Annotated in this window: 18 protein-coding genes; 8 read left to right on the forward strand and 10 right to left on the reverse strand. The window is 56.8% G+C overall.

All coding sequences use genetic code 11. The annotated features are described in order from the left end of the window. The first annotated feature begins 142 nt into the window (after window positions 1–142). Entirely contained in the window at window positions 143–1,393 is a 1,251-nt protein-coding gene (locus AWT75_RS17685) for a complex I 51 kDa subunit family protein (protein WP_062790888.1), read from the forward strand. A gap of 76 nt (window positions 1,394–1,469) precedes the next feature. Continuing rightward, window positions 1,470–1,961 (forward strand): aminoacyl-tRNA deacylase, encoded by a 492-nt coding sequence (locus AWT75_RS17690; protein ID WP_045844859.1) that lies wholly within the window; start codon window positions 1,470–1,472, stop codon window positions 1,959–1,961. 80 nt (window positions 1,962–2,041) lie between these two features. Here the strand turns inward: AWT75_RS17690 and AWT75_RS17695 are convergent, their stop codons facing one another. The 9 genes from AWT75_RS17695 to AWT75_RS21395 form a co-directional block, all read right to left on the reverse strand. After that, entirely contained in the window at window positions 2,042–3,259 is a 1,218-nt protein-coding gene (locus AWT75_RS17695; RefSeq protein WP_062790860.1) for a hypothetical protein, read from the reverse strand. After that, window positions 3,256–4,011, reverse strand: coding sequence for an outer membrane lipoprotein-sorting protein (locus AWT75_RS17700; protein ID WP_239689647.1), 756 nt, complete (start codon window positions 4,009–4,011; stop codon window positions 3,256–3,258). Before AWT75_RS17700 ends, AWT75_RS17695 begins: the two co-directional genes overlap by 4 nt. Continuing rightward, window positions 4,011–5,297 carry an ABC transporter permease gene (locus AWT75_RS17705; protein WP_062790862.1) on the reverse strand — a complete coding sequence of 429 codons (1,287 nt, stop codon included), beginning with the start codon at window positions 5,295–5,297 and terminating at the stop codon, window positions 4,011–4,013. Before AWT75_RS17705 ends, AWT75_RS17700 begins: the two co-directional genes overlap by 1 nt. Before the next feature lie 27 nt (window positions 5,298–5,324). Then, window positions 5,325–6,011 carry an ABC transporter ATP-binding protein gene (locus AWT75_RS17710; RefSeq protein WP_062790864.1) on the reverse strand — a complete coding sequence of 229 codons (687 nt, stop codon included), beginning with the start codon at window positions 6,009–6,011 and terminating at the stop codon, window positions 5,325–5,327. A gap of 125 nt (window positions 6,012–6,136) precedes the next feature. After that, a complete protein-coding gene (locus tag AWT75_RS17715; RefSeq protein ID WP_161937776.1) occupies window positions 6,137–12,619 on the reverse strand; it encodes a type I polyketide synthase in 6,483 nt (2,160 codons plus the stop codon). Between the two features lie 102 nt (window positions 12,620–12,721). Next, entirely contained in the window at window positions 12,722–13,243 is a 522-nt protein-coding gene (locus AWT75_RS17720) for a hypothetical protein (RefSeq protein ID WP_062790868.1), read from the reverse strand. A 902-nt stretch (window positions 13,244–14,145) separates the two neighbouring features. Next, window positions 14,146–15,390, reverse strand: a complete 1,245-nt coding sequence (locus AWT75_RS17725; RefSeq protein WP_062790870.1) for an ammonium transporter — start codon at window positions 15,388–15,390, stop codon at window positions 14,146–14,148. A gap of 332 nt (window positions 15,391–15,722) precedes the next feature. After that, the gene (locus tag AWT75_RS17730) at window positions 15,723–16,136 is read right to left on the reverse strand and encodes a GFA family protein (RefSeq protein WP_062790872.1); all 414 of its coding nucleotides are present in this window, start codon (window positions 16,134–16,136) and stop codon (window positions 15,723–15,725) included. 264 nt (window positions 16,137–16,400) lie between these two features. Next, window positions 16,401–17,204, reverse strand: coding sequence for a hypothetical protein (locus tag AWT75_RS21395; RefSeq protein ID WP_153013374.1), 804 nt, complete (start codon window positions 17,202–17,204; stop codon window positions 16,401–16,403). Between the two features lie 589 nt (window positions 17,205–17,793). On the opposite strand from AWT75_RS21395, the gene cas1f reads away from it, so the two are divergent. The 6 genes from cas1f to cas6f all read left to right on the forward strand — a co-directional run bounded on the left by cas1f (window position 17,794) and on the right by cas6f (window position 26,208). Continuing rightward, window positions 17,794–18,771: a type I-F CRISPR-associated endonuclease Cas1f gene (cas1f, locus tag AWT75_RS17735; protein ID WP_062790874.1), complete on the forward strand. Its 978-nt coding sequence runs from the start codon at window positions 17,794–17,796 to the stop codon at window positions 18,769–18,771. Then, complete coding sequence (cas3f, locus tag AWT75_RS17740) at window positions 18,768–22,112, forward strand: type I-F CRISPR-associated helicase Cas3f (RefSeq protein WP_062790876.1); 3,345 nt, start codon at window positions 18,768–18,770, stop codon at window positions 22,110–22,112. The genes cas1f and cas3f overlap by 4 nt, the downstream gene beginning before the upstream one ends. A gap of 172 nt (window positions 22,113–22,284) precedes the next feature. Next, window positions 22,285–23,622 carry a type I-F CRISPR-associated protein Csy1 gene (gene csy1, locus AWT75_RS17745; protein ID WP_062790878.1) on the forward strand — a complete coding sequence of 446 codons (1,338 nt, stop codon included), beginning with the start codon at window positions 22,285–22,287 and terminating at the stop codon, window positions 23,620–23,622. Further along, on the forward strand, window positions 23,619–24,605 hold the full coding sequence (gene csy2 / locus AWT75_RS17750) for a type I-F CRISPR-associated protein Csy2 (protein WP_062790879.1): 987 nt from the start codon (window positions 23,619–23,621) through the stop codon (window positions 24,603–24,605). The genes csy1 and csy2 overlap by 4 nt, the downstream gene beginning before the upstream one ends. Then, window positions 24,602–25,624 carry a type I-F CRISPR-associated protein Csy3 gene (gene csy3, locus AWT75_RS17755; protein WP_062790882.1) on the forward strand — a complete coding sequence of 341 codons (1,023 nt, stop codon included), beginning with the start codon at window positions 24,602–24,604 and terminating at the stop codon, window positions 25,622–25,624. The genes csy2 and csy3 overlap by 4 nt, the downstream gene beginning before the upstream one ends. Next, entirely contained in the window at window positions 25,624–26,208 is a 585-nt protein-coding gene (cas6f, locus tag AWT75_RS17760; RefSeq protein WP_062790884.1) for a type I-F CRISPR-associated endoribonuclease Cas6/Csy4, read from the forward strand. Before csy3 ends, cas6f begins: the two co-directional genes overlap by 1 nt. Before the next feature lie 70 nt (window positions 26,209–26,278). On the opposite strand, the gene AWT75_RS21740 is transcribed toward cas6f, so the two are convergent. Beyond that, the coding region (locus AWT75_RS21740; RefSeq protein WP_062790886.1) for a hypothetical protein at window positions 26,279–26,562 on the reverse strand (284 nt) is incomplete at its 5' end.

Here is a 26,562-nt window from a genome sequence, read left to right on the forward strand (position 1 = left end):
ATCGAACACGTCTACCGCTGGCAGCGCCAGGCTGGCGACTGGCCGGGCTGGACGCCAGCGTGCAAGCCCCCTTGCTCTATCCGGGACAGGCCCGCCTCGCCCTGCATCGCCCCACCAGCCCGCGCGCCCAGGAGAAATGATCATGGAAAAACTCAATCAGGTACTACTCAACCCGGCAGTGCAGGTAGGCCCAAACCTTGACGCCTGGCTGCAGACAGGGGGCGGCCTTGGCCTGCAAGCGGCACTCTGTGCCCGCAGCACCATCATCCGCCAGATTGCCGACGCCGACCTGCGCGGCATGGGCGGTGCCGGTTTCCCGGCCTGGCGCAAATGGGAAGCCACCGCCAATGCCGTGGGCGACAGCAAATACGTGGTGTGCAATGGCAACGAGGACGAACCGGGTACCTTCAAGGACCGCACCTTGCTCAGCGCATCGCCCCATCAGGTAGTGGAAGGCGCGCTGATTGCCGCGCTGGCCGTGCGCGCCGCCTGCGTCATCTTCTATATCAACCCGCATCAGGGCCAAAGCATGCAGCACATGCAACTGGCAGTCAGCCAATGGCAACACAACACCCTGTTGCAACAGCTGGAGCAGGCCCTGGGCCACCCGCTGGAAATCAAGGTGGTGGCCAGTTCCGGCCGCTATATCGGCGGCGAGGAAACCGCCGTGGTGGCGTCGCTGGAAGCCGGCTTCCCCTTCCCGCGCAAGAAGCCGCCCTTCCCGGCAGAACAAGGCATCAACGGCCAGCCCACGCTGATCAACAATGTGGAAACCCTGGCCAATGTCAGCCACATCCTGCGCCATGGTGCCGACTGGTACCGCGCACTGGGCGTAGGCAAGGCCAGCGGCACCAAGCTGTACTCGCTGTCCGGCGACGTACTGCGCCCCGGCCTGTACGAGCTACCCATGGGCAGCAGCCTGCAGGAACTGGTGTTCCATTACGGCGGTGGCATGCTGCAGGGTAAGGCCTTCAAGGCCGTGTTTACCGGCGGGCCGTCCAACACCCTGCTCACCGCACGCGACCTGGACGTGGCACTGGATTTCGACTCGGTATGGCTGCGCCATTCGCGGCTGGGCACCGGGGCGATGATTGTCATCTCCGAAGGCAGCAGCATCATCCGCAAGGTGGCGGAATACATCGACTTCTTTGCCAAGGGCTCCTGCGGCCAGTGCCCGTCCTGCAAGTGCGGCACCTTCCAGCTGGCCCGCCTGCTGGACCGGGTGGACGGCGGCCGTCACAGCCCTGCCGACCTGGATGCACTGCAACACCTATGCCAGATCCTGCCCGGCAGCGGCCGCTGCGGGCTGATAGACGGTGCTGTCACCGTAGTGAAAAGCTCGATGCACACCTTCCCGCAGGAATACGGCCTGACTGCACCGGCAGAGGCCTGAGCCGACCAAGCCTGAAACCAGACACGCCGGCAGCCAGCCGCTGCCGGACCAACAACAACAGTAATGGAACAAGACCATGCGCCAAGCAAGCATCGCCGGCAGCACCCCGGCACTACGTTTTCTGCTGGATAACAAGGTGGATTTCAGCTGCCATGCCTACAGCTATGAAGAACACGGCGGCACCGCCACCCCGGCACGCGAACTGAAGGTGGACGAACACGCCGTCATCAAGACCCTGCTGTTTGAAGACCAGGACGGCCTGCCGCTGGTGGTGCTGATGCACGGCGACCGCAAGGTATCGGCCAAGGAACTGGCCCGCCAGCTGCCCTGCAAGAAAGTGCAACCCTGCAAGCCGGACATTGCCAACCGCCACTCCGGCTATCTGGTGGGCGGCACCAGCCCCTTCGCCACCCGCACGCCCATGCCGGTTTACATGGAAGCCAGCATTCTCAATTTACCCAGGGTGTACATCAACGGCGGCCGCCGCGGCCTGCAAGTGGCCATGTCCCCGCTGGACATCGGCCGCCTGCTGCAAGCGCGCTGCGTGGAGGTGGCGCTGGAGAAATAACACCAGCCATAACAGCAGCAATTGGTACGCTTGCGTTTATCTCGATGCTGGCGTACCACTTGCCAAGCAGCCGGATGGCATCAGAAGACAAACCACTTTAGCCCCAGCGTGAAAGAACTGCGCAGCAACCAGCCAAACTCCTGAGTCGAACCGCCCAGACTACGGCTGGCATGGACAAATCCGCTCAGGTAGCGATTGAGGCTTTTTTCATAGTATGCGGCGATATTGACACTGTGATCATCCAGATTGCGGGTCAGCTCCAGTCGCCAGAATTGATTGCTGTCCTGCACATTACTATTCAAACCAAGCCAAAGATAATTTCTCCCCCACAAACCGGCATCATCTGTAGCAGTCATTGCCAGCCCGGCCTTTGCACGCCGATCCAGTATTTGCCGGCCATTCATCCGTCCCCAGTCGCTATGTCCATGCAGATACTCGGCGGTCAGTACCTGACCGCCCATAAAGGTATAAGACAGGCCCAGCAACTGGCTGGACATCTCTCCCTGCGGCCTGCTCATGCGCCCTGCTTCGGCATATACCAGCCATGCGTCGCCGACTGAACGCTGCATGAAGCCGCCAACAAAGCTGATATTCGACGCAGTCGCAAACTGTTTTGCCAGATTAATGCTCAGCAGGCTGTCTGTGGTCTGATAATCCAGTTTCAGCTGAGACATATTCTGGTAATTCAGTGTATCTTCCACCGCCGACGATGCATAAACATAAGCCAGCGTTGCTGTCAGTGCATCCATCGCATAGCTGTAGCGCAGCATATCCAACCCGGAGAGCAGGCTTAAAGGGTCAGTCTTGCCGGCATCAAAATATACCGGGCTGCTGGGAGAGCGAAAGGTAGCAGGCCCCCAGGTAAATACCTCGCGGCCCAGCAAGAAAGTACTTTCCCCACCACTCCAGCGCCAGAATGCCTGATCCAGCTTGATATCCATCGCATCGTAGTTTGCAGCACTTCCAGGATAAGCAGCTGTATCATGTTCGAATACTCTCTCCTGCCAGCGCAGCCTGGGCTGTAACAGCAACGCTTGCTGGCCATCATCCACACGCCACTTGCCACGCATATCCGCCACCGACCACTGCCGGGGATAATTGATCAGCCTGTTATCCGGGTTATAAAACCCATCATGCCGAACCGTCGACCCGCTGGTATAAAACAGGTTTTCCAGAGAATACGATAACGATGGCGCTGCTGCAGGCTCTGCTACCGGCACATGCAGTTCTGTTGCACGGGACAGCGTGGATAGCAAACCAAGCGTCAGCAGGACAAACAAAATACGCAGTAATGTCATTGCAAATTCATGACATTGAACAAGGCTGGAGGAATGGATTGAATCTTGACATTCTTGTAAACCAAGGTGGTATTGGCATCGGTCAATGCATCTTTAATGATCATTTCATCGACAAATGGAATTACCTTTCCATCAACCTTGATTTTGTTCTGATAAGAGAAGGTTGCCGACTTCAATGGTTTGCCGCCCAAAGATAAAAATACGGCACGCACTGCCAGACCGGTGTCCTTGGCAATCCAGTAATCAATGCGGGCATAAGTCGATTGCGCATTGACGGATTTCAAATCAAGCCGATAACAGGGTTTACCTGTACACTCTTCAATTCCGACGAGGTTTGCCGCGTAATCCTTGGCATAGTTTGTCGCCGCGACATCGCCAATAGCGGCCTGACCGGTAAAACGCTGCCTTGGTGAAATGGCGACCGGTTTTTTCAAGCCAGGCTTGCTTAACCACATATTGCGTTCTACTTGCAACATTTTGGAGGCTTTGACATTTTCGGGATAAGTCACCTCCACCAGGCTGGCATTCTGATTGGCCTTGACAATCATTTTCTGGTCGGTTTGCTTGTCCATGCCGCTGCCAGTGCTATGCGTGCTTACTTCCCAGCTCAGGCCTGCGATATCCCCGCCGCCGCGGGCCAGGTCCGACCCTTTTAGCAGGGCTGCCACATCAATCGGCTCGGAGATGGCAGCCATGCCTGACTGTGCATATGCAGCCAATATAAAACAGAATGCCATTTGATATTTTTTCATTACACATGCCCTAGTGATTCGACAATTGAACGATAAGCAGCTTTATAGGCGGGCAGCAACGCGGCGAATAATGCAAGCAAGGTAATGGCACCAGCAGCAACTGCACTTCTAAGCCAATCCACCCCGATATACAAAGGCACCGCCACGGTATTGGCTGGTGGAACATAAGTAATGCCGGATCCATTTACCCCGACACGCACCAGTACCATCAGCACGGCGCCCAGTAACAGACCAAGAAACACCAGAATAAAAGCCTCGTACATGAAAAGGGTAATCACGCCGTGCCGCCGCACACCAATGGCACGTAATGTCCCGATTTCCCTTGTTCTTTCCACGACAGACATGGTGACCGAATTGGCGATGGATAGCACCACGATCGCCACCACCACACACAGGATCAAGGTAAAAATCATGTCGTACATTGTCTTTACCTGCCGGTAAAATACCGACATTTCCTGCCATGTCCTTACTTGTAGCTGCAACCCGTCAGCCTTGAACCTGCTTTCAAGCCGCGCTTTCAGGGCATTCATATAGGCAGCGTCAGGCGGAATACTTTCAAATGCCCAGCGAAATACATCCCTTTTTGCTTCGTCATTTAGCTCGGGCAGCAACACGGTCAGATAATCAGCCCGACCGGCAGCGTCCAGCAATGTCTGCGCCATGGCCAAGGGCAGGGTAACTGCCTTGTCATTCGTGGCAATATTGCCGGTATTGACGATTCCGATTACATCCAGGTCCAGCGCATTGGCCTGTCCATTAACGGTACTGACCAAGATGGATGCAAAATTGTTGACGTTCAGCCCCAGCATGCCTGCCAAGCCCTCGGCCACCACCCCGCCCATCGGCTTGTCATTATCCAGCATGCCATGTCGGGTTTTGAAAGGCCCAAGCAAGCGGTGCTGATCTTCCGGTGTAATACCATTGGCTATAAAAATACTGCTATTCACCCCATTGGAGAGCAAACCGGCCAACTGCAGACGTGGTATTACATCCGCTTTGGGGAGTGCATCTTGTACAATCTGCCGTACCTTGTTTACCTCCTCCGGGGTAAACAAGTATTTGCCAGGATCCAGCTTGCCTTTGACTTCCCAATCCAGCCGATTCAAAACCAGATGGCCCACGCCCTCGGCATAAATGGCGGTATTACCCAAACCGGCATAAATGGCATGGGTATAGCCTGCAAAAATGGCAATGGCGGCAAAGCCGAAGGTCAAACTACTGATTGTCACCATGCTGCGACGTCGATTGCGCCATAAATTGCGCCATGCCAGGCCCACAAGTTTCATTGCACTCCCCCTCGCACCTTCTGCCCATCACGAGCATGAAACCACGCCATCCACCAACCTTAATTTTCGTGGCACACGATCAAGCAAACGTGGATCATGGGTGGTGAAAATACAGCTGGTTTTCATTTCAAGATTGATGGATTCAATCAGATTGATCACTTCGTGACTGGTATTGGAATCCAGATTGGCAGTGGGTTCGTCCGCAATCAACAGCAATGGGTCGGTCACCAATGCCCTGGCAATGGCAACACGTTGTTTCTGCCCACCGGAAAGATGATCCGGCCTGAGTGTGCAGAATTCCATCAGGCCCAGTTTATCGAGAATACCTAGCGCTTTTTCTTTGGCTGGCCGTACTGGCATACCTTGCACCTGCAAGGGCAGCATGACATTCTCAAGTGCAGTCAGTACCGGCAGTAAATTAAAATTCTGGAATACAAATCCAATCTTGCGACTACGCCAATCGGACAAATCATTATCAGACAAGGCCTCTATCTGCCGGCCATCAAAGGTCAATGCTCCTGCCGTGGGCGTATCTATCAATCCAAGAATATTAAGCAAGGTGGATTTGCCACTGCCTGACGGCCCCCAGATCACCATGTAGTCGCCACGCTCTATTTGTAAATCAACACCCCGCAGAGCATGGATATGCTGACTGCCAACCCGGTATTCTTTTTCAACACCTTCAAGCTTGAATAATGGAATATCACTAGCCATATCTGCCTTTCGCCAAACAGCCCCTTCCCTTCACCAAGGAAACGCGCTTGAGCGGTGAGCGGAATCAGGCATTGCCTGCCCACGCAAGCAATGCCAACCCGGTTCTATCCAACCCTGCTGTCTCTCTATTTGACGTGGGCAGGACCGTCTGTCGTGGTTTCTTCGGCCTGGGCCTGTGCATTGCGCAAACCTTGCCTGGCCTTTTCCGCCTCCACCATGCGTGGTAGCAAACGGGCTGCCAATGCAGCCAGGCCGCCACCGCGATTGAATTCCAGCACAGACAATTCCACCCCGAGCACGGTGGTCAAACTAAGGTTCAATTCGACCGCCATCAGGGAGTCCATGCCCAATTCCGACAAGGGCGTGTGAATGTCTATGCTGTCGGCAGCAATCCCCATGACCGACGAAATATGCTTGATAAGGACTGCAATCAAGGCGTCGACTCTTTCTCCATCAGGTAGCGCCATGATTTCCTTGAGCACGGCATTGCCACTTCCCATTCCGGCAGCCGCCTTGTTGACGATGTCTGCAAACCGGGTCGTGCCAGCTGAAGCACCATAAGCCTGTCCCCACACGCCCCAGTCCACCTTGCAGATCATGGCATGCCCGACACCGCTGGCGATGACGTAGTCCATGTAGTCTGTCGCATGGTCCATATCAATCAGATGCAGTCCCATCATGGCCAGATAGCGTGCAACTTCGTCCGAGGCTTCGGCCATGCCTCCACCACCCAGTGCTCCCCAGTTAATGGCTGTCACAGCTTGCCCCTGGGCTTTCAGATAATCTGCAAGACTATCCAGCATGGTATTGGCCGCGGCATAAGATGTTTGTGGCACGGTTCCATTGATGGCAGTGATCGAGGAATACAATACGAAGTAATCCAGACTGATTTTTTCTGCCTGTATTGCACGGTGCAAATTGATGGCGCCCAAGGCTTTTGGTGCCAGCACATGACGCATGACCTGCTCGGTCAAACCACTGAAGGGACCATCCTGTACCACGCCCGCCGCATGAAACACGCCACGTATCGGTGGCAATTGCCGTCCGCTCGTTGCCATCCAGCTGGATAGCTGGTCCAGATTGGCAATATCCAGCCTGGCAGTCACTACATTCACACCAGCGGCTTCCAGTGCGGCCAATGCCGTCTTTTGCTGGCGGGTGACAGCACCGCTGCGCCCCATCAGCACCAGGTGCCGGGCTCCTTTTCTCATCAGCCAACGTGCGGTGGCCAGTCCAAAGGCACCAAAGCCGCCGGTAATCAGGTAACTGGCATCCGGGTGTATTTCTGTTGCAGGAATTTGCGGTTTGATCAACACATCGGCATCGCGAAAATCAAGCATGACCCGACCAATATGACTTGAGCGTTGCACCATGTGGAAGGCTTCATCCATGCGTGACAATGGCAGCAAATGCGTGGGTAAGGGCTGGTATTTTTCCGAACGGATCATGGCCACGATCTCGTCCTGCAACTGCCTGACCAGTTCGGGTGCGCTTGCACTCATCCTGTCGATATCAACCGAAATGAAGGACAGATTCTTCTCGAATGGCGACAGCGATAACTGGCGGGAAGTGAAAATATCCAGCTTGCCTATTTCCACTACACGGCCAAACTCTGCAGCCACTTTCAGATTGGCAGCAATCACTTCGCCTGGTGCGCTACTGATGATGACATCGGCCCCATGCCCGTCCGTCAGGGCTATGATTTCATCAACAAAATTCAGGGTGCGGGAATCAAAGACCTGCTCCGCGCCCATGGCCTTCACCATTTCCCGGCGCTCCGCCGTGCTGGCTGTGGCAAACACTCTTGCACCCGCAGCCTTGGCGGCCATGATGCTGGCCATGCCAACACCGCCAGCCGCACCATGGACCAGGACAATTTCACCGGCCTGCACCCTGGCAGCGTGGAAAATGCTGTACTGGGCGGTCAGCAAGGGCACCATGGCACTGAAAGTGGCAATGGGAATGGCAGGGTCCCTGCTGACAAAAAATCCATTATCTAGCCGGGCGGTGACATAGCGCTGCGCCATGCCCTTGCAGCCAAAAATCAAGGCATCCCCAACCCGGACATCTTGCACATCCGGCCCGACCCGGCTGACCACACCGACACCACTCATACCCACCGATGTACCAAAATAGGTTGAGCCAAGTTCTTTTTCGCCCAGCAGCCCAATCGCCTTCATGGCGTCCTTGTAATTCAACTCCAGCGCATCCAGCCTTAATTCAATCTCGCCGGATTGCGGTGCCTGGCGTGGAATGGCTCTGAGTGCAAGGTCGCTCAGCAACCTGGAAGCCGGAAATTCAATGGCAAAGTTTGCCTCCGGATCACGCAACGGCTGTGCTTCTTCCAGCTGCGCCTTATGGTCGGCAAAATTCTGTTTCAGTCGCTGCACATACGCCACGCCATCACGCATCATCACTTCATCTGCTTCTGGCGCACGCATTTCCAAGCGCACCAGCAGGTCATGCAAGGCAGTGAAACCTGGTGGGCGGTCATAATCCAGCAAGCGCCAGCGCAAGGCTGAATACTCATTGCGCAATACCCGGCGCACCCCCAGCAATGGCGATTGATTCAGGCATGGCGCCTGATCATTGCTGATTGCCAGCGCATTGCTGGTAACAAGCACTCCGCGAACCTGTGGCACGGTGCCGTGGGTATCCTCATGGGCAGCCAGAACTTCCTGGGTGGCAATGGCCGCGCCCACCAGTGCCGCCATTGCCGCAAGCGCCCGATCCATGTCAAACGGGTTCGGGTCAATGCGGCCATCTACATGCCTTGTGTGGCTGGCTTCTCCGTCCCCGGTGGAGCAGATCAGCACGGTAATGGGCATGCCCTGAACCTCCCTCAACAGTGCATGCAGTTGCGGGGCCAGCAAATCAGCGGCTTTTGCCGGTTCCTGCTCGGCCAAGCGCACATAGCGCATGGGCATGGTACTGGTTTCTTGCTGTGCCCAGTGGCTACGGTCCTGCCCCGTATCCACAATCAGATAAGCCATACGGGCCGTGGCGGCTGCCTCCTCGTCCGGCTCGCCGGGCGGATCCAGCGTCAGGGGTTCGGACAGCAGTTGATACCAAAGTGGCTCCAGCTCGTTGGCAATGGACTGACGGGGAGAAATCGGACGGAACTGCACCCGTGACAACTCCAGCACGCTGTCTCCATCCGCTGTCGCCAGCAGGATGTCGGCCACCATGTCGGATTCGTCATGCCGCGGGGTCAGCCGGGTGACCAATACCTGCACACTGGACGGCAAGGGCCCGAACTGACGGACCGATTGCACGGCTGCAGGCACCACCGGGCCACTGGCCTTTTCGCTCGCCAGCAAGGCCCATGCGGCCATGCATTGCAAAGCACAGTCCACCACGGCGGGATGGGCCTGGTGACGATCAGACGCAATGCCATCCAGACGGGCCAGAATGGTGTTCTCGCCAACCTCGGCTTGCACGATGCGGCGGAAAGCAGTGCCGTAATGCAGGCCGATTTGCTCCAGGCGTGCATATAGCTCTTCGCCGCTGACCGTAAGGCGCTCCTCCTGTGCCAGCATGTCTGCCTGTGTGTGCAATACCCGGTTTGGCGTGTAAGCGGACTGGACAATTCTGCCCCTTGCACGTAGCGCCCAGCCGGCTTCGTCGTCATTGCGGCTGCGAATGAAGAAAGCACCACTGCCCTCGTCCACCGACAGGCGCAGCATGGGTGCTTCGTGCGTGGCAATGACCAGCGGAGAAATGAATGCAACATCCTCCAGCACCACCTGTTCAGCACCCTGCAGCTGGGCTGCTGCAGCCAGTGCCGCATCAAGATAAGCAGCACCAGGCAGCAAGGTAGCGCCCGCCACCACATGGTCGTGCAGCCATGGCAAGGCACCGACACTCAGATCGCACTCCCACTCCGGCGAACTGGACTCGGTACGGAAGCCCGGCAATACCTTCTTGTCGACATCTCCCAGGCGGTCGCGACGCATCAGTGCTTCCTCGCTCCACAAATGCACGCGCTGGAACTGGTGACACGGCAAATCCTGCTGGCTGACGGCCCCGGTGATACCACCCGGCGGCTGTGCTCCGTCCAGCACGCCCATGGTGTAGAGTTCAGCCAGCGCCTGACGGATGCTGGCGACATCTGGCTGCTCACGGCGCAGGGTAGAAACGCAGCGACCGGTTTCCCCTTTGCTGGCAATGACTTGCAATACATTGCTGCTCAGGGTTGGGTGCGGCCCCAGCTCCAGAAACGCCTGATAACCATCGGCCAATAAAGAGGAAACCGCGTCAGCAAAATAAACCGGCTGCCGGACATTGCTGAGCCAGTAGCTTGCGTCCCACAGGCTTTCCGGCCCGACTTGCCGGCCCGTGACCGTGGAATAAAGCGCAATGGAAGGCTGGCGTGGCTGAATGTCGGCCAGTACCGTGGCCAGCTCCTCCAGAATGGGCTCCATCAGGAAACTGTGATATGGCACCTCGACACGGAGCATGCGGTTGAACACTTGTTCCTGATTCAGCGCTTCGGCCAGATCAAGCAATTGGACGGTGTTACCCGCCAGTGTCACCCCGGCCGGGCTGTTGATGGCAGCTATTTCAACGCCAGCCATACCCTGCAAGCGTTCGCGGGCAGCCGTCTCGGACATGCCCACGGCCAGCATGCTGCCAGTTCCTGCCATGCGGCCTTGTAGTCTGGAACGGTGATAGGAAACCCTGACCGCATCTTGCAGGCTCAGCATGCCGGACAAATACGCGGCACTCACCTCACCCACGCTATGCCCCACAATCGCCGCCGGCCGCACGCCCAGGGTTTCCAGCTCTGCTGCCAACGCTATTTGCAGCAGGAAGTTTGCCGGCTGGGCCACTTCGGTGCGCGCCATTTTCGAATGTGACTCATCTGTCATCAAGGCATCGATGATGGACCAGCCAGCCAACGGCCTGAAAATGGCATCAATTTCCCTGGCCACCTCGGCAAAGCGCCCTTCGGCCCGGCATAAATCCCGTGCCATGCCCCACCACTGCGGCCCCATGCCACTGAAAACAAATACCAGCTGCTTGCCGTTTGGCAATACACGGGCAGCTGCCTTGCCACTGCCAGCCTGCACTTCCTCCAGCCGGTTCAGCAGATCTTGCTTGTCTTGATATGGCAGTGCGTAGCGCAAAGGCTGATGAACACGGCGCAGCCAGACTGCATCGGCCAGCGCATCAAGCGCTGCCGTGCCGTCCAAGGTGCTGACTTGTTCTGCCAGTTCCTTGGCAAAGGTACGCACCCCTTCTTCATTGCGGCCGGATACCGGGAAAATACGTGCGGAATCCGCCCTCGGCCTCTGGCTGTCATCTGCGGCAGTGACTGGCGGAGCCGCCACCAGCACGGCATAGGCATTGCTGCCGCCATAACCAAAACCATTCACACTGGCAGCAGGCAAGGCGTAGTCATCCGGAAACGGCTCTAGCTGCTGCGGCACGCTAATCCGGTAATCGTCGAAGGGAATGGCCGGGTTCAGCTCATTCAGCCATGCTTGCGGAACAATGGTGCGGTGATGGAGGATCAGCGCCGTCTTGATGACACTGGCCACTCCGGCTGCGGCTTCGGTATGGCCGATGGAGGCCTTGATGGAACCCACGCGCAATGTATTTTTGCGTCCCGGTAAAGCACCCAGCACTTTACCAATGGATGCCAGTTCCAGCGGGTCGCCGATTGCCGTGCCAGTTCCATGGGCTTCCACATAGCCGATATCCTCCGGGGCCACCCCGGAGCGGGCTGTCACTTCCTGCATCAACGCGGCCTGAGCCTGCGGGTTGGGAACGGTAATGCCGGGCGTGCGGCCATCCTGATTGGAACCTGTCGCCCGGATGACGGCATAAACACGATCACCCTGCGCCTGCGCCTGATCCAGCCTGCGCAATATGATGACGCCGGCTCCTTCTCCCCGGGCATAGCCATCAGCGTCTTTATCAAAGGTTTTGCAGCGCCCGTCAGCCGCCAGAAAATGGCCCTTGCACATGGAAATGAAGGTTTCGGGGCGAATCATGGCATTCACCCCACCGACAATGGCCATTTCAATTTCGCCTCTTTGCAAGGCAGATACCGCTTCATGCAGTGCCACCAGCGAGGAAGAACAGGCCGTATCTATTGTCATGCTGGGGCCACGCAAATCAAACACATAGGAAATACGGTTGGAAAGCATGGTGTAGGTGCTGCTGGTGGGCGTGTGCATGGAAATGGCATGCCGGGCATATTTGGAATGCCGGGCCGCCATATTGTCGGCAGTGAACCCGCCGATATAAACACCAACCGTGCGCCCCGCCACACGACCGGCGTAGCCGGCATCATCCAGCGCCTCTTGCGCCACCTCCAGCAGCAATCTTTGCTGCGGGTCCATGATGGCGGCCTCGCGCGGGGAAATACCGAAGAACTCCGGATCAAACTCCTCCAGCGAATCGTGCAGGAAGCCTGCTTTTTTTACATACATACGGCCGGGAATTTCCGGGTCAGGGTCGTAAAATCGCTCATTACTCCAGCGATCTGGTGGTGTTTCCACCATGCCATCCTGCTTGTTCAGCAACATATTCCATAGATCCGCCGGACTGCGCACACCGCCAGAGAATCGACATCCGATACCAACGATTGCAACCTCCATGACCCGTCCTTTCCTCATCGAAATATCAGCAAAATTTCAAAAATCATTCACTTTCAAAATATCAGGCAATCCAGAATTTCAACATTATCGAACCTGTGCAAATCAAAGCGCGTAACGCATCAAACATAGCACCCGACCACGAAACATGACTTCCTCGCATTTGAGAAAGCCCACACCGACGTATGCGCGATAATGTTTTTTCTCACAAGTAGCCCACAATACTTTCACGCCCTTTTCTTTTAAAATTGCGCCACACTCCCTGGCCACACGAGCCATCAATATTTCACGTCCTACAATGATTTTATTGGCAAACATGGACAAAGCCTCCACCGCAAGCCCAGGTTCGCGGACAATATGAAACCCCAGGTCTTCCAATTGCAGTTCGTTTTGCATATCCATATTGACGGACACGGCAGCCACCAGCTCGCCACGCAAATCAGCTGCAATTACAATCTGATTTTTATAAGGAATTTTAGTGGCAATCCGCCTTGCAGCGTGATCAACCGTCCAGACTCCGTCTGTTTCGATCGGAGTGGATGCAAATGCACGATACATTGCCTGCTCATACTGCAACAAACGTGACTGATCATTTAAATCCAGCAAACCCATTTCGAGAAGCGACATATCAATAACCCACAATAGTGTTGCAACAGTTGAATTGACTTTTATCTCAGCAAAGCAAAACAGCACCCATTCAATACCATAAAAAATTTTCAGTCCACCATCCTAAAAGACAGATTAATCAATAAGCCCCAAGCTATTTGATTAAAATCAAGCAAGCCGACACTAAAATGATCGCACAAAACATACAAACCACCCACAAATGCCAATAAATCTCCATCAGAAAAAAGCCAAAACAAATTCAGAAAAATATATTTCAAATTCAATCTTGATATTTTTCAAACAGTGAATACAAAAACCAATGCGCACTCGACAAACTCACGCACCACAAAACAGCACCAGCCTTATTCAAGGCACGATGAAATAAACAAACGAATGGACACAACCCACCGAATGCTTATTCAAAAGCACAACAGAAAATAAACAATGAAGAACTCAAGGATCAGTAGCCCAAACAGGCTGGAGGGAGACAGAAGAGAGATTACGGCAACAAGATGAGGGTGCCCCATGCCGCAAGCAGCGACGGGCATGGCAGGCAGGACAGCCGGGAAAGGAATCAACATGAAACAGCAAACCAGGCCTTGAGAATACCGGGTTGCTGATTCGGTGAGGCAGGCCACCTGGCTACATCAGCCAAGGCACCGAAGATCGTGCATGAATTGGCCAGGTTTCAGCCCCGAAGAGACTCGGTGTAAAACAGCAGCAAAACCAATCTGTTTCGCGGTGAGCCCCCCGGATCATAACTGGAAACTGCGACCACACACGGGGGCAGGACAGGCTGCATTAGCGGTAATGCAGCCTGCACGTGGCACTGCCAAACAAGGCCATGCCCAGGTATCACTCAGCGCACAGGCTGAAACGGGAAGCACCCGTGCGCCACGCAGAAGAAAAGCGGCAAAGCAACATCACAAGCTGCCGCTGTAAGCCTCCTCGCCATGCAAGGTCTGATCCAGCCCGGTTTCCTGCGTCTGCTCGTCAATCAGCACCGGCGTCATCTTGTTGATCAGCCACAGCATGCCGTAGGTAAAGCCAAAGGCCCACAAACCGGAAACCACCGCAGCTACCACCTGCTTCCACAGGAAATCCGGATTACCCATCAGCAAGCCGTCAACGCCCGCCGGGTTCCAGGCCTTGCTGGCAAACACCCCCAGCAGCAATGTCCCCAGCAAGCCGCCCACCCCGTGCACGCCCCATACATCCAGCGCATCATCCCAGCCCAGGCGGTTTTTCAGCTGCACCGCGTAGTAACACACCACAGCGGCTATCACGCCGATGACGGCAGCCGTACCCAGCGACACATAGCCCGCCGCAGGCGTAATGGTGGCAAGGCCGGCTACCGCACCCGTCAGCAAACCGATGAACTTGGGTTGACGGGCATGCGACCACTCCAGGAAAAACCAGGCCGTACCGGCAAAAGAAGCCGCAACGTCGGTATTGAGAAAGGCCGATGCGGTGATGTAATCCACCCGCAGCTCGGACCCGGCATTGAAGCCATACCAACCAAACCACAGCAAGCCGGTGCCAAGGGCAATCAAGGGCACGTTATGCGGCTTGTTCTCCACCACCGAACGCCGGCCCACATACAGTACCGAAGCCAGTGCGGCAAAACCGGCAGTGTTGTGCACCACGATGCCACCGGCAAAATCCAGCACGCCCCACTTGGCCAGCAGGCCGTCCGGACTCCAGATCATGTGGACAAAGGGGAAGTAAACCAGCACCAGCCAGCCGGTAAGAAACAGGAAGTACGCCTTCACCGTCACCCGGTTGGCAAAGGCTCCGGTAATCAGCGCCGGGGTGATGATGGCAAACATCATCTGGTAAGCCACATGCACAATCAGCGGAATACCTGCGTCATTGCCGGTGTACATGGTGTTGAGGGTAACGCCATGCATGAAGGCGTAGTAAGTGGGGTCGCCGACAATGCCACGCCAGCTTGGCCCGAAGCACATGGAATACCCGAAGGCAAACCACAGCACCGTGGTCCAGCCCAGCGACATGAAGCTCTGGGCCATGATGGTCAGCACATTCTTGCGGCCCACCAGGCCACCGTAGAAGAAAGCCAGCCCAGGCGTCATCAGCATGACCAGGCTGGCACACAGCAGCATGAAACCGGTATTACCCACATTTAGAGGCGGGATTGGAGCAGTCATCGTTCACATCCTTATCCATAAATAATTAATTACTAATATTTTGTGGATCGAATGCTGCGCTCAGGCGCGATAGCCCTGTTTGCTCCAGATCAAAAGAATGTGCAGGGACAGCAAGGATGGCAGCTGGCCATCACTTGCGTGGTCTTTGGTCTTTGGTCTTTGGTCTTTGGTCTTTGGTCTTTGGTCTTTGGTCTTTGGTCTTTGGTCTTTGGTCTTTGGTCTTTGGTCTTTGGCATTACAGCACCCGTACGGGGAGCTTGCCCTGCCCTCTGTCGTCAACAAAGCAGCCGATGGATGGCAGCACAGGCCACCCTCCGTCCAAAGTTGACCGCTTAAGCTTGGGCGGCGCCTTGTTTTTTAGGCAGTTCCGGGTTCATGAAATCCCACTCTGCGGCGCTTGCCACATGGAAATCCAGCATTGGCCGGTATCGGGATGTTTCATTCAAGGTCCCGGCCTTGATACCCAGCACATCGGGAAGATGGCTGAACCTGGCAAACAGCTGGGAGCCACAATTGGGACAGAAACCACGGCTATGCGCATTTCCGCTGTCCGATGTGGAAACAAAAAAACGGGGCTCGCCGTGAATCACCACCTTGCTTGCCGGGAAAATCATCGCCGGAACATAGGCACTGCCAGATGTGCGCTGGCAATCCTTGCAGTGGCAATTACCGGCAAACAGCGGATCAACATCCACCGCGTAGCGGATTTGGCCACACAGACACTGCCCTGTGTATTTGGAACTCATATGCGACTCCATGCAGATGGGGGGTGGTGCACCAGCTGGATGCTGACATCAGCTTTTGGCTGCGGGCTGACATTCTAACACAATGTCATTTTTATAATCATACCGTGCAGCCTGTCAGGCTTCAAGCATGCCACTGTGCACGGCCGGAGGATATTTAGGGAAAATCAGGAGAAAGCAGGTCGCGCAAAAGAAAATGCCCGGTGCTCTCCGGGCATTTTTAGTTAAAAGTAGATTAATTTTTTGAGGTAATTTACAGAAAATCGCCTAGTCATTGAAATGTATATATTCTTCGCATATTGGTAATGCTTTATTGGGCTTGTAAGTCTTTTTTAAATTGTCAAAACTAAATACTCTACGGAAAGTACATTCAGGATCTTCTTGTTTAGGAGGGAAACTGGTGGCATGCGTTTGAAAAATTAGCTTTGGAAAACCGGAAGCTATTTTTTTATCTAACTGAATTTTGCTAGTAAGCTCGTACTCATCGTGGTAGGCACCGCGACGTTGCTTGCAATCCTGCTCTGAAAAACAGGCCCGTATCATGGCGCTGCCACGCATAGGCAACACCAAAGTTTCTCTAATACCCAATCCATTGCTTGTTGGGTATAGGTGAAACAAGTGTAATTTGGTGGAAGTTGCGCCACCACCCGAGTACATTGTTTTATAGTTTTCCTCAATACCAATCATCAGGCCTTGCATGGCATCGGCCATTTGCAGTGAATTTGGCCAAACAGAAAGATCTAAATGATCTCGATCATATTTAAGTTTACTTAATTCAAAGCTGGTATTAGATTCTTGATCATACACTCGGGTAATTTTAAGCGTTGGCGTATCCCGATCCTCACTGCTGTTCAATTCAAAGCAAAAATCTCTATCATTCGTACATCCTTGAACTGATGTTTTATTTGAACCAGGCAAATCCAGGCTCATTGTTTTTACTTGAATCAAGCTCATTTTTCTTATTTCATTTCCAGCTTTATCAATATTCGATGTTGGATTTTCTGCCAACGCCTGCTGCGAGAAAAATAATTTCACAAGCACGATTGGCATTGCAATATGAATATTTTCCATTTCCATTCCCTCCCGCTAATGAATATTCATTGTGGCATCTAGAATTAGATATCAACAGCTATTGGTATTTTTTGTAAATCTGATTTTATTTGAATTTGTATTTCATTGGTATTGAGCAATCACAACCAAGCCCAAAGCATGTCCTGATTAAATCGAATGACACGGATGAATATTCTTCTATCGTGCGCACTTTTTTACATTTTGATATTTAACCTCAATTATATCCGTCAAATTTCCACCCTCATCGCCGTCCTGGGGAGTGTATGATGTTTCTCTAAGCTTTTTGGCGGACAGACATCAAAAGCGAACAAGATCCTGTACGCAATAGCAGGGCAAAGCTGGAGAGGCTCCATTTTTGTGTGGTGCCGGTGGTTTCAAACATCCTCAAGCCCCCGCAGCTTATCGAATGCAGGATTGAGCTGCTTCCACGCGGCGGACGGGAAAGGGATCTTTGCCTGGACAAAGATCCCTTTCATCCCTCTTAGATCCTGAGGCAAGCTCGGTACATACACACTCAGAACATGACCTTTGCATGCCAAATGGCGTAATCTGCTGCACATTGTCCTTTTCTGTGAAGCGAGGCGTCGTCATGGATGACATTTCACCCTCCGACCTTAAAACCATTCTGCACTCCAAGCGAGCACATCTCTATTACCTGGAACACTGCCGCGTACTGGTCAACGGTGGCCGGGTGGAGTATGTAACGGATCAGGGCAAGCAGTCGCTGTACTGGAACATCCCCATCGCCAACACCACCACCCTGCTGCTGGGCACCGGCACTTCCATCACCCAGGCCGCCATGCGCGAACTGGCCAAGGCAGGCGTGATGGTTGGCTTTTGTGGTGGTGGCGGCACACCGCTGTTTACTGCGGGCGAGCGCGAACTGGATATCGCCTGGCAATCTCCCCAATCCGAATACCGGCCAACCGAATACTTGCAGTACTGGGTTGGCTTCTGGTTTGACGAGTCCAAACGGCTGGCCGCGGCCAAACAGTTGCAACTGGCCAGGCTGGAACGCATCCGCGGGCAATGGTCGGATAACCGCCAGTTACGTGAAGCCGGTTTCGTCATTGATGAAACCCGCCTTAGCGAAGCGCTGCAGGCCTCGGCGCATGCCATCACCCAGGCCGTGGACCACACCGGCCTGCTCACCGAGGAAGCCCGCCTTTCCAAACTGCTGTTTCGCATGGCAGCCCAAGCCAGCCACTACGGCGAATTCACCCGCGCCAAACGTGGCAGCGGCAGCGACCCGGCCAATCGTTTTCTGGATCATGGCAATTACCTCGCCTATGGCCTGGGCGCCACCGCCACCTGGGTGCTGGGCTTGCCACATAGCCTGGCCATCCTGCATGGCAAAACGCGTCGGGGTGGCTTGGTGTTTGATGCGGCCGACCTGGTCAAGGATGCCATCATCCTGCCGCAAGCCTTTGTCAGCGCCATGCGTGGCGACGACGAACAAAGCTTTCGCCAATGCTGTATCGAACAGCTACTACGCAGCGAAGCACTGGATTTCATGATTGATCAACTGAAAACCATTGCCGAAACACAAGGCCGGGCCAGCGCATGAATATCCTGCTGATTTCCCAATGCGACAAACGCGCGCTGACAGAAACACGCCGCATCCTGGACCAATTTGCCGAACGCAAGGGCGACCGTAGCTGGCAAACGCCCATTACCCAGGCCGGGCTGGACACCTTGCACCGCCTGCTGCGCAAAACAGCGCGCAAGAATACTGCCGTGGCCTGCCATTGGCTGCGCGGGCGGGACCACGCAGAACTGCTGTGGATCGTCGGCGACGCCCGTCGCTTCAATGCCCAAGGTGCCACCCCCACCAACACCACACAGCGTAATGTGCTGAGGACAGAAGACGAAAACGATTGGCTGAGCGGCGAGGATATCCGGCTGATGGCCGGGCTGGCCGCGCTATTTCACGACCTGGGCAAAGCCTGTCGGGCATTTCAACAGCGGCTACGCAGTGACAAACCGCAGCCCGCCAACCTCTACCGGCATGAATGGGTATCCTTGCGCCTGCTGCAGGGTTTTGTCGGCAGCGACGACGACGCAGCTTGGCTGGCACGCCTGCAAGACCCTGCCCAGATGACCACCGCCGTCTGGGAAAGCCGCTTGCAACAAGCCGGTTTGCGCGATGGCATGGACCCAGGCGCAGCAGACAAAAAGCCGTTTCAGCCGGGAGCATTGCCACCGCTGGCTGCCGCCATTGCCTGGCTGGTGCTCAGCCACCACCGCCTGCCGCTGACCGACACCGAGCCCATTAAGGGCAGTCATCTGAGCACCGGTCTACAAGACCTCAACCACAACTGGAATCAGCCTTGCGACCCGGTCAGCAAAACCGACGCCACCCCGTATTGGCAGTTTCCCTACGGCCTGCCCTGCAACGACAGGACATGGTGTGCACGAGTGGCCAAACTGGCCGGGCAACTTGCCGCCAGACCAACTGGCACCATCTGGCTGGACGAGGTGTACCCGCTGCATCTGGCACGCCTTAGCCTGATGCTGGCCGACCACCATTTTTCCAGCCAAACCGTCAAGCAAAGCTGGCAGAGCGCAGAGGAAAAAAAGATTGCCTTTGCCAACACCCTGCGCCGCGACCCTGCCTTGCCAGCCGGGACAGGCCGCCACTTCAATCAGACCCTGCCAGAACACCTGAGCGGCGTTGCCCGCCATGCCTTGCATGCCGCTGCGGCCTTGCCTGATGTCGCCCGCGCCCTGCCAGCACTGGGACGCTGCCGGGCCTTGCAAAAGCGCAGCACCGACCCACGCTTTAGCTGGCAGAACAAGGCCCATGACATGGCCAGCAGCCTGCGCCATCGTGCCGCCAGCCAAGGGGCTTTCATCGTCAACCTGGCCTCCACCGGCTGCGGCAAAACCCTGGGCAATGCGCGCATCATGCATGCACTGGCCAATCCGGACACCGGCATGCGCTGCGCCTTTGCCCTTGGCCTGCGCACCCTCACCCTGCAAACCGGCCAGGCCTTTCGCGAGCGGCTGCAACTGAGCACAGAGCAACTGGCCATCCGCGTTGGCGGCAGCGCCAGCCGGGAATTGTTTGAGCTGCAAGTGCAGGAAGCGGAAGCCAATGGCTCAGCCTCGGCCCAAGCCCTGATGGACGAAGAAAACCCGGTGTTGTTTGATGGCCAGCCCAATCACCCCTTGTTGCAACAACTCAGTCACGATCCGCAATTCAACGCCCTGCTGGCCGCCCCGGTACTGGTGTGCACCATCGACCACCTCACCCCGGCCACCGAAGCCACGCGCGGCGGGCGACAAATCGCCCCCATGCTGAGGCTGATGAGTTCCGACCTGGTGCTGGACGAACCGGACGACTTCTCGGTAGAAGACCTGCCCGCCCTCACCCGACTGGTTTACTGGGCGGGCTTGCTGGGCAGCCGGGTGCTGCTGTCTTCCGCCACCCTGCCCCCGGCACTGGTGCAGTGCCTGTTTGATGCCTATCTGGCCGGACGCCATCAATTTCAACGTCACCGTGGCATGCCGGGCCAGCCGCTCAATATTTGCTGCCTGTGGGTGGATGAGCAAAGCTGCCACACGGCAGACTGCCAGGACAGCACCAGTTTTGCCGCCAGCCATCAGCAGTTTGCCGCCAACCGTGCCCACTGGCTGGCAGGACAGGCGGTACGCCGCAATGCGGAATTGCTTGCCCTCAGTGGCATTCCGCGTCAGCGCAGTGAGATGTTTGAGCCACTGGCCCACCTGCTACGCCAGCAATCCATACAGCTACACACGCACAACCACGACACCGACCCCATCAGCGGCAAACGGGTCAGCATCGGGCTGATTCGCCTGGCTAATATCAGCACTATTTACCCGCTGGCCCAGGCACTGTACGGGCAAGACGCACCGGACGGCGTGCAGATTCATCTGTGTGTGTACCACGCGCAATACCCCTTGCTGCTGCGCTCTGCCATAGAACGGCAGCTGGACGCCGCCCTTACCCGGCATAACCCGCAAGCACTGTTCACCCTGCCGGACATCCGACGCCGACTGGATGGCAGCAGCGCTGCCGACCACGTATTCATCGTGCTGTCCTCCCCGGTCAGCGAAGTGGGCCGCGACCACTGCTACAACTGGGCGATTGCCGAACCTTCCTCCATGCGCTCGCTCATCCAGCTGGCTGGCCGGGTGCGCCGCCATTGGCCACAGCCATGGAGCGTACGCAATCTGCTGATCTTGCAATACAACCTGGCCGCCTGGCTGGGCAAGAAACCGGCCTATTGCCGCCCCGGCTTCGAAAACAAGGACTTCCCCCTACAGGAACAGGACCTGAACATCTTGCTGCGCACCGAAGAATACCAGCACCCGGACTCCCGCCCGCGCCTGCTGGCCCGCCCCGAGGCAGAACAGCGCCCCACCCACAGCCTGACAGACCTGGAACACCACCGCCTGCAAGTCGACCTCAACCAGACCCACACACCGGGGCTGCGCCGCAACAGCACTGGCGAAGCAAAACTCTGCGCCGCCACCTGCTGGCAATGGCCGCATGCCATGCTGCACGGCGCCCTGCAACACAAGCAGCCCTTCCGCCTGAGCCATGGCGACGAATGGGAACTGGCATTGCTACCGGATGAAGACAGCGCCAGCGGCCTCAGCCTGCTGCGCCTGGAACAAGGCAAGCAGCGCAGCCAGATTGACTGGCTACAAAGCAATCACCTGCTACACCTCATTGCCGATCACACCCTGCTGTGCGGCAAGGGCATCCGTCCCTGGGGCAGCAGCGACTATCTGACCGAGCTGGAACGACTGGCCAGCACACTGGACATGCCAGTGGAAGATTGCGCCCACCGCTACGGCAGGCTGCGTTTACGTGCTGACAAGGACAGCGATGAAGGCTGGCTGTTTCATCCGGCACTGGGGTTTGGGCGCAAACGCTAGGCACATTCGGATAAAAAGCCGGCTGATAGAAGCCTTAATCCACATCAATTCCAGCTGTCATACAGATGCATCTCGCTTGAGAACATGTCATTCGGATGTTAATTTCACCTGCCAATGCCAAAGACATTGACAACAATACAGGCTTATCCGTCATAACCAACAGGTGGAGGCTATGGAGCAAGCAATCCCACGCAGTCAGGCCTTGCAGCAATTGATTGCTGCATTTATCGGCAGCCGCCTTAACGACAAGCTGGACAAACTCTCCCCCGACGACCCCAAACGTAGCGAACTGAACGCACAGTATCAGCCGCACAGCTGGCTGGCCGATGCCGCCCGGCGCGTGACCCAACTGCAATTGGTGACACACCCGCAAAAATCCACTCACCCGGATGCCCGAGGCAGCAGCCTGTTTGCTCCCCCCGACAGCCTGCCCTCCAGGCTGGAAATCGGCACCCACTGCCTGAGTGACTTTGCCAGTGACGTGGTGGGCAATGCCGCCGCGCTGGATGTCTACAAATTCCTCAAACTGGAATACCAGGGCCAAACCCTGTTGCAGATGCTGCAAGCAGACGATGCTGACCTGTTGCAGGCCCTGCACCACGACCACGAAACCGCCAGTCAGTGGCGTGCCGCCTTTTGCAGCATTACCGAGCCAGCAGGCGGCCCTGCCTCCCATGTGCTGGCCAAACAAATCTACTGGCCGGTGTCGCCGGACAACTACCCCGCTGATGCCAATGACGACAGCCATTACCACCTGCTGTCCATCCTCAACTCCAGCGCGCTCAGCCATTGGTTGTATGGCCGCATTCAGGAACACCGCTTTGGCGACGCCGCCAAGGCCGCACGTCAGGCGAAACGCGACGGCAGCCACCACCCGCACGGCTACCACGACTACCCGCAACTAGCGGAAGAGAAAAAAGGCGGCACCAAACCGCAGAATATCTCGCAACTCAACAGCGAACGCCGTGGCAGCAATTACCTGCTGGCCAGCCTGCCGCCGCACTGGGACAGCTCGGAAATCCGCCCGCTTTACCAGCTGGACAACGCCTTCCGCCGCTTTGGCAAACGCCAGGCAGTGCGCACCTTGCTGCGCGAATTTGGCGACTTCCTCAGCCACCTCAAACCGGTGAATAACAACATCCATATCCGGCAGCGGCGCGAGCGCTATCTGGGCCAGCTGTTTGACGAACTGCTGCAATTTGGCTCTGCCTACAGCAACAGCCAGCCACCCGGCTGGACTGACCACCCCGACTGCCTGCTGCCCTTTGCCCAGCAATGCTGGCTGGACCCCTACCGCGCCGAGCAGGACGCCGACTTCAATCTGCAATTCGAATGCCAGGACTGGCCACAACAACTGGCAACAGACTTTGCCTATTGGCTGAACCGCCACCTGGAAGGCAAAGGCCTGCAGCTGGCCGAAGCGGAATTCGACTTCTGGCGGCGCGAACTGGCCCAGGACGCTGGCTGGCAAGGCCAGCTGGACCGCCTGCAACAAGGAGCACCGGCATGACGCCACACCGCCTGCCCAACATTAACGCCCTACTGCACATTCCCCACCTGCGCATACAAAACGCCAATGCCATCAGCGGCCCGCACAGCTGGGGCCACCCCGGCCCCACCGCCTTTACCGGCCTGATGACTGCACTACGACGCAAACTGGGGCCAGAGCTGGACCTGGACATGGTTGGTGTGGGCATCATCAACCACCACTATCAGGCGCAAACCAATGGCGACTACGTGCAGCGCTTCAACCTCAGCCGCAACCCGCTGAACAAGGACGGCAGCACCGCCGCCATTGTGGAAGAAGGCCGCATTCATCTGGAGCTATCCCTGGTATTCGGCCTGACACTGGGAAATACACTGTCCGGTGCCAGCCAGGCAGAGCTGGATCAACTTGCCACCCGTATCCAGCAAACACTGCACACCCTGCGCGTGGCGGGCGGCAGCATACTGCCCGGCCGCAGCCGCTTGCAGCCCAGGCTGAAGCACCTGCCAGAATCGACAGACGAGCAACAACGCCAATTCCGCCAACTGCGCCGCTGGCTGATGCCCGGCTATGCACTGCTGGCCCGTGACGATCTGCTACCGCCAGCCCAGCCGGGCGAGGCCGCCGACGGTAGCCGACTGGACGCCTGGCTGGACCAGTGCCGCCTGAATCACTACCCGGTAGCCGATGAACAAGGCCAGGTAAGCTGGCAGCACTCGCGCCAGCAAGGCCAAGGCTGGATTGTGCCGCTACCGGTGGGCTATGGCGCACTGTCGCCGCTGTACCCGCCCGGCAGCGTCGCCCATTGCCGCGACGAAACCACACCGGTGCGCTTTGTCGAAAGCCTGTATTCACTGGGCGAATGGCTCAGCCCGCACTGCCTTACCGACTACCGACAACTGCTGTGGTACCCCAGCCACGACGCCAGCAGCGGCGTATACCGCTGCCACAACGACTACCACCTTACCCGCGCCACCGAACCAGCCATTTTGGGAGAACTCGCATGAGCAAACTGGAAAACGCCTCCGTCCTCGCATTCGAACGCAAACTGGACCCATCCGATGCGCTGTTTTACGCCGGCCAATGGGAAGAACGCACAGCAAGCCAGCGCTGGCCACACGTGGAAGTACGCGAAAAATTGGTGCGCGGCACCATTTCCAACCGCCTGAAAACCAAGGATCAGGACCCGCTCAAACTGGATGCCATGATTGAAAACCCCAATCTGCAAACCGTGGACGTGGCCACCCTGCCCCATGACGCCGACACCCTGAAAGTCAGCTTCACCCTGCGTGTACTGGGCGGCGTAGGCGAACCTTCCGCCTGCAACAAGGCCGACTACCGCAGCAAACTGCTACAAACCATAGACGGCTACCGTCAGGAACACGGCTTTGGCGAACTGGCACGCCGCTATGCCACCAACCTGGCCAATGGCCGCTTCCTGTGGCGCAACCGCGTGGGCGCCGAGCAAGTAGAGATTCACATTGCCCAATGGCAAGACGGTGCCGCCGTGCAAAGCTGGCGCTTCGACGCGCTGGCCCTCAGCCTGCGCAGTCTGGAAAGCAATGAACAGGTAGACCGCCTGGGTGCCTTGATTGCCGAAGGGCTGGCCGGCAGCCAGCACGTGCTGCTACACATCGATGCCTACGTGCGCAGTGGCAACGGCCAGGAAGTATTCCCCAGCCAGGAACTGATTCTGGACCGGGGCCGTGGCGACAAAAGCAAAACCCTCTACCTGGTGCAACAAGGTAATGCCCGCATTGCCGCCATCCACTCGCAGAAAATCGGCAACGCCCTGCGCACCATCGACACCTGGTATCCGGAAGCCGCCGACAACGGCCCCATCGCCATCGAACCCTACGGCTCCGTCACCACCCAGGGCAAAGCCTACCGCCAGCCCAAACAAAAGCAGGATTTCTACACCCTGCTGGACAACTGGGTGCTGAAAGACAGCAAACCGGACACCGAACAACAGCACTTTGTCATCGCCACCCTGATTCGTGGCGGCGTATTTGGCGAGGCCGGCTGATGGACCACTACCTGGATATCCGCCTGCTGCCGGATGCCGACTTCAACGCCACGGTTTTGCTGGCAGCCCTGTACGCCAAGCTGCACCGCGTGCTGAGCAAGCAGCAACGCCGCGACATTGGCGTCAGCTTTCCCGGCTACAGCACCGGCAAGCAGCAAGACAAAGACCCAGCCCCGCCCAGCCTGGGCGCAACCCTGCGCCTGCATGGCAGCGCCGCCTCACTGGACAGCCTGATGGCCAGCCACTGGGCCAGCGGCTTTGCCGATTACGCGCTGATTGGCAACATCCGCCCGGTACCCGCCACCACCCAGGTCATTCGCGTACAGCGGCGGCAAGCCAAAAGCAACCCGGCCCGCGAACGCGCCCGACTGATGCGCCGCAAAAACATGGATAGCACTGAAGCATACCGCCTTATCCCAGACAGCAAGGCACGACGCCTGTCCCTGCCCTACATCACCCTGGACAGCAGCAGTACCGGCCAACGCTTCTTGCTGTTTATCGACCAGCACGCAGTCACGCAAGCGGTGAGCGGTGAGTTCAACAGCTACGGCCTGAGCAACAGCGCCACCCTGCCCAGCTGGTGACACGAGGGGTTGCTGCCGGAGAACGGTGGCAACCCTTTTTTTGCGCGGACCCATGATCTTTAAAAATCAATCAGTTACAACACAGCAGCAAAGAAAGGTTTTCGAAGCCAAACTGGCCCACAGCCAGACTGGCCAAGCAAACCAGCGTAAAGTGGTCTAGTTCACTGCCGGACAGGCAGCTCAGAAAATTGCTGTCGCTGAGTTTGAACTGCTTTTCAGGTTCACTGCCGGACAGGCAGCTCAGAAATTCATGGCCGCGAAGGCCGGGGCAGTTCTGGTGTTCACTGCCGGACAGGCAGCTCAGAAAAGACGGGCAAGAAGTAGTTGAGCCGCCAAGTGGTTCACTGCCGGACA

The sequence above is a fragment of the Aquitalea pelogenes genome (genome assembly GCF_001515305.1).
In the GTDB taxonomy this organism is placed as follows: domain Bacteria; phylum Pseudomonadota; class Gammaproteobacteria; order Burkholderiales; family Chromobacteriaceae; genus Aquitalea; species Aquitalea pelogenes.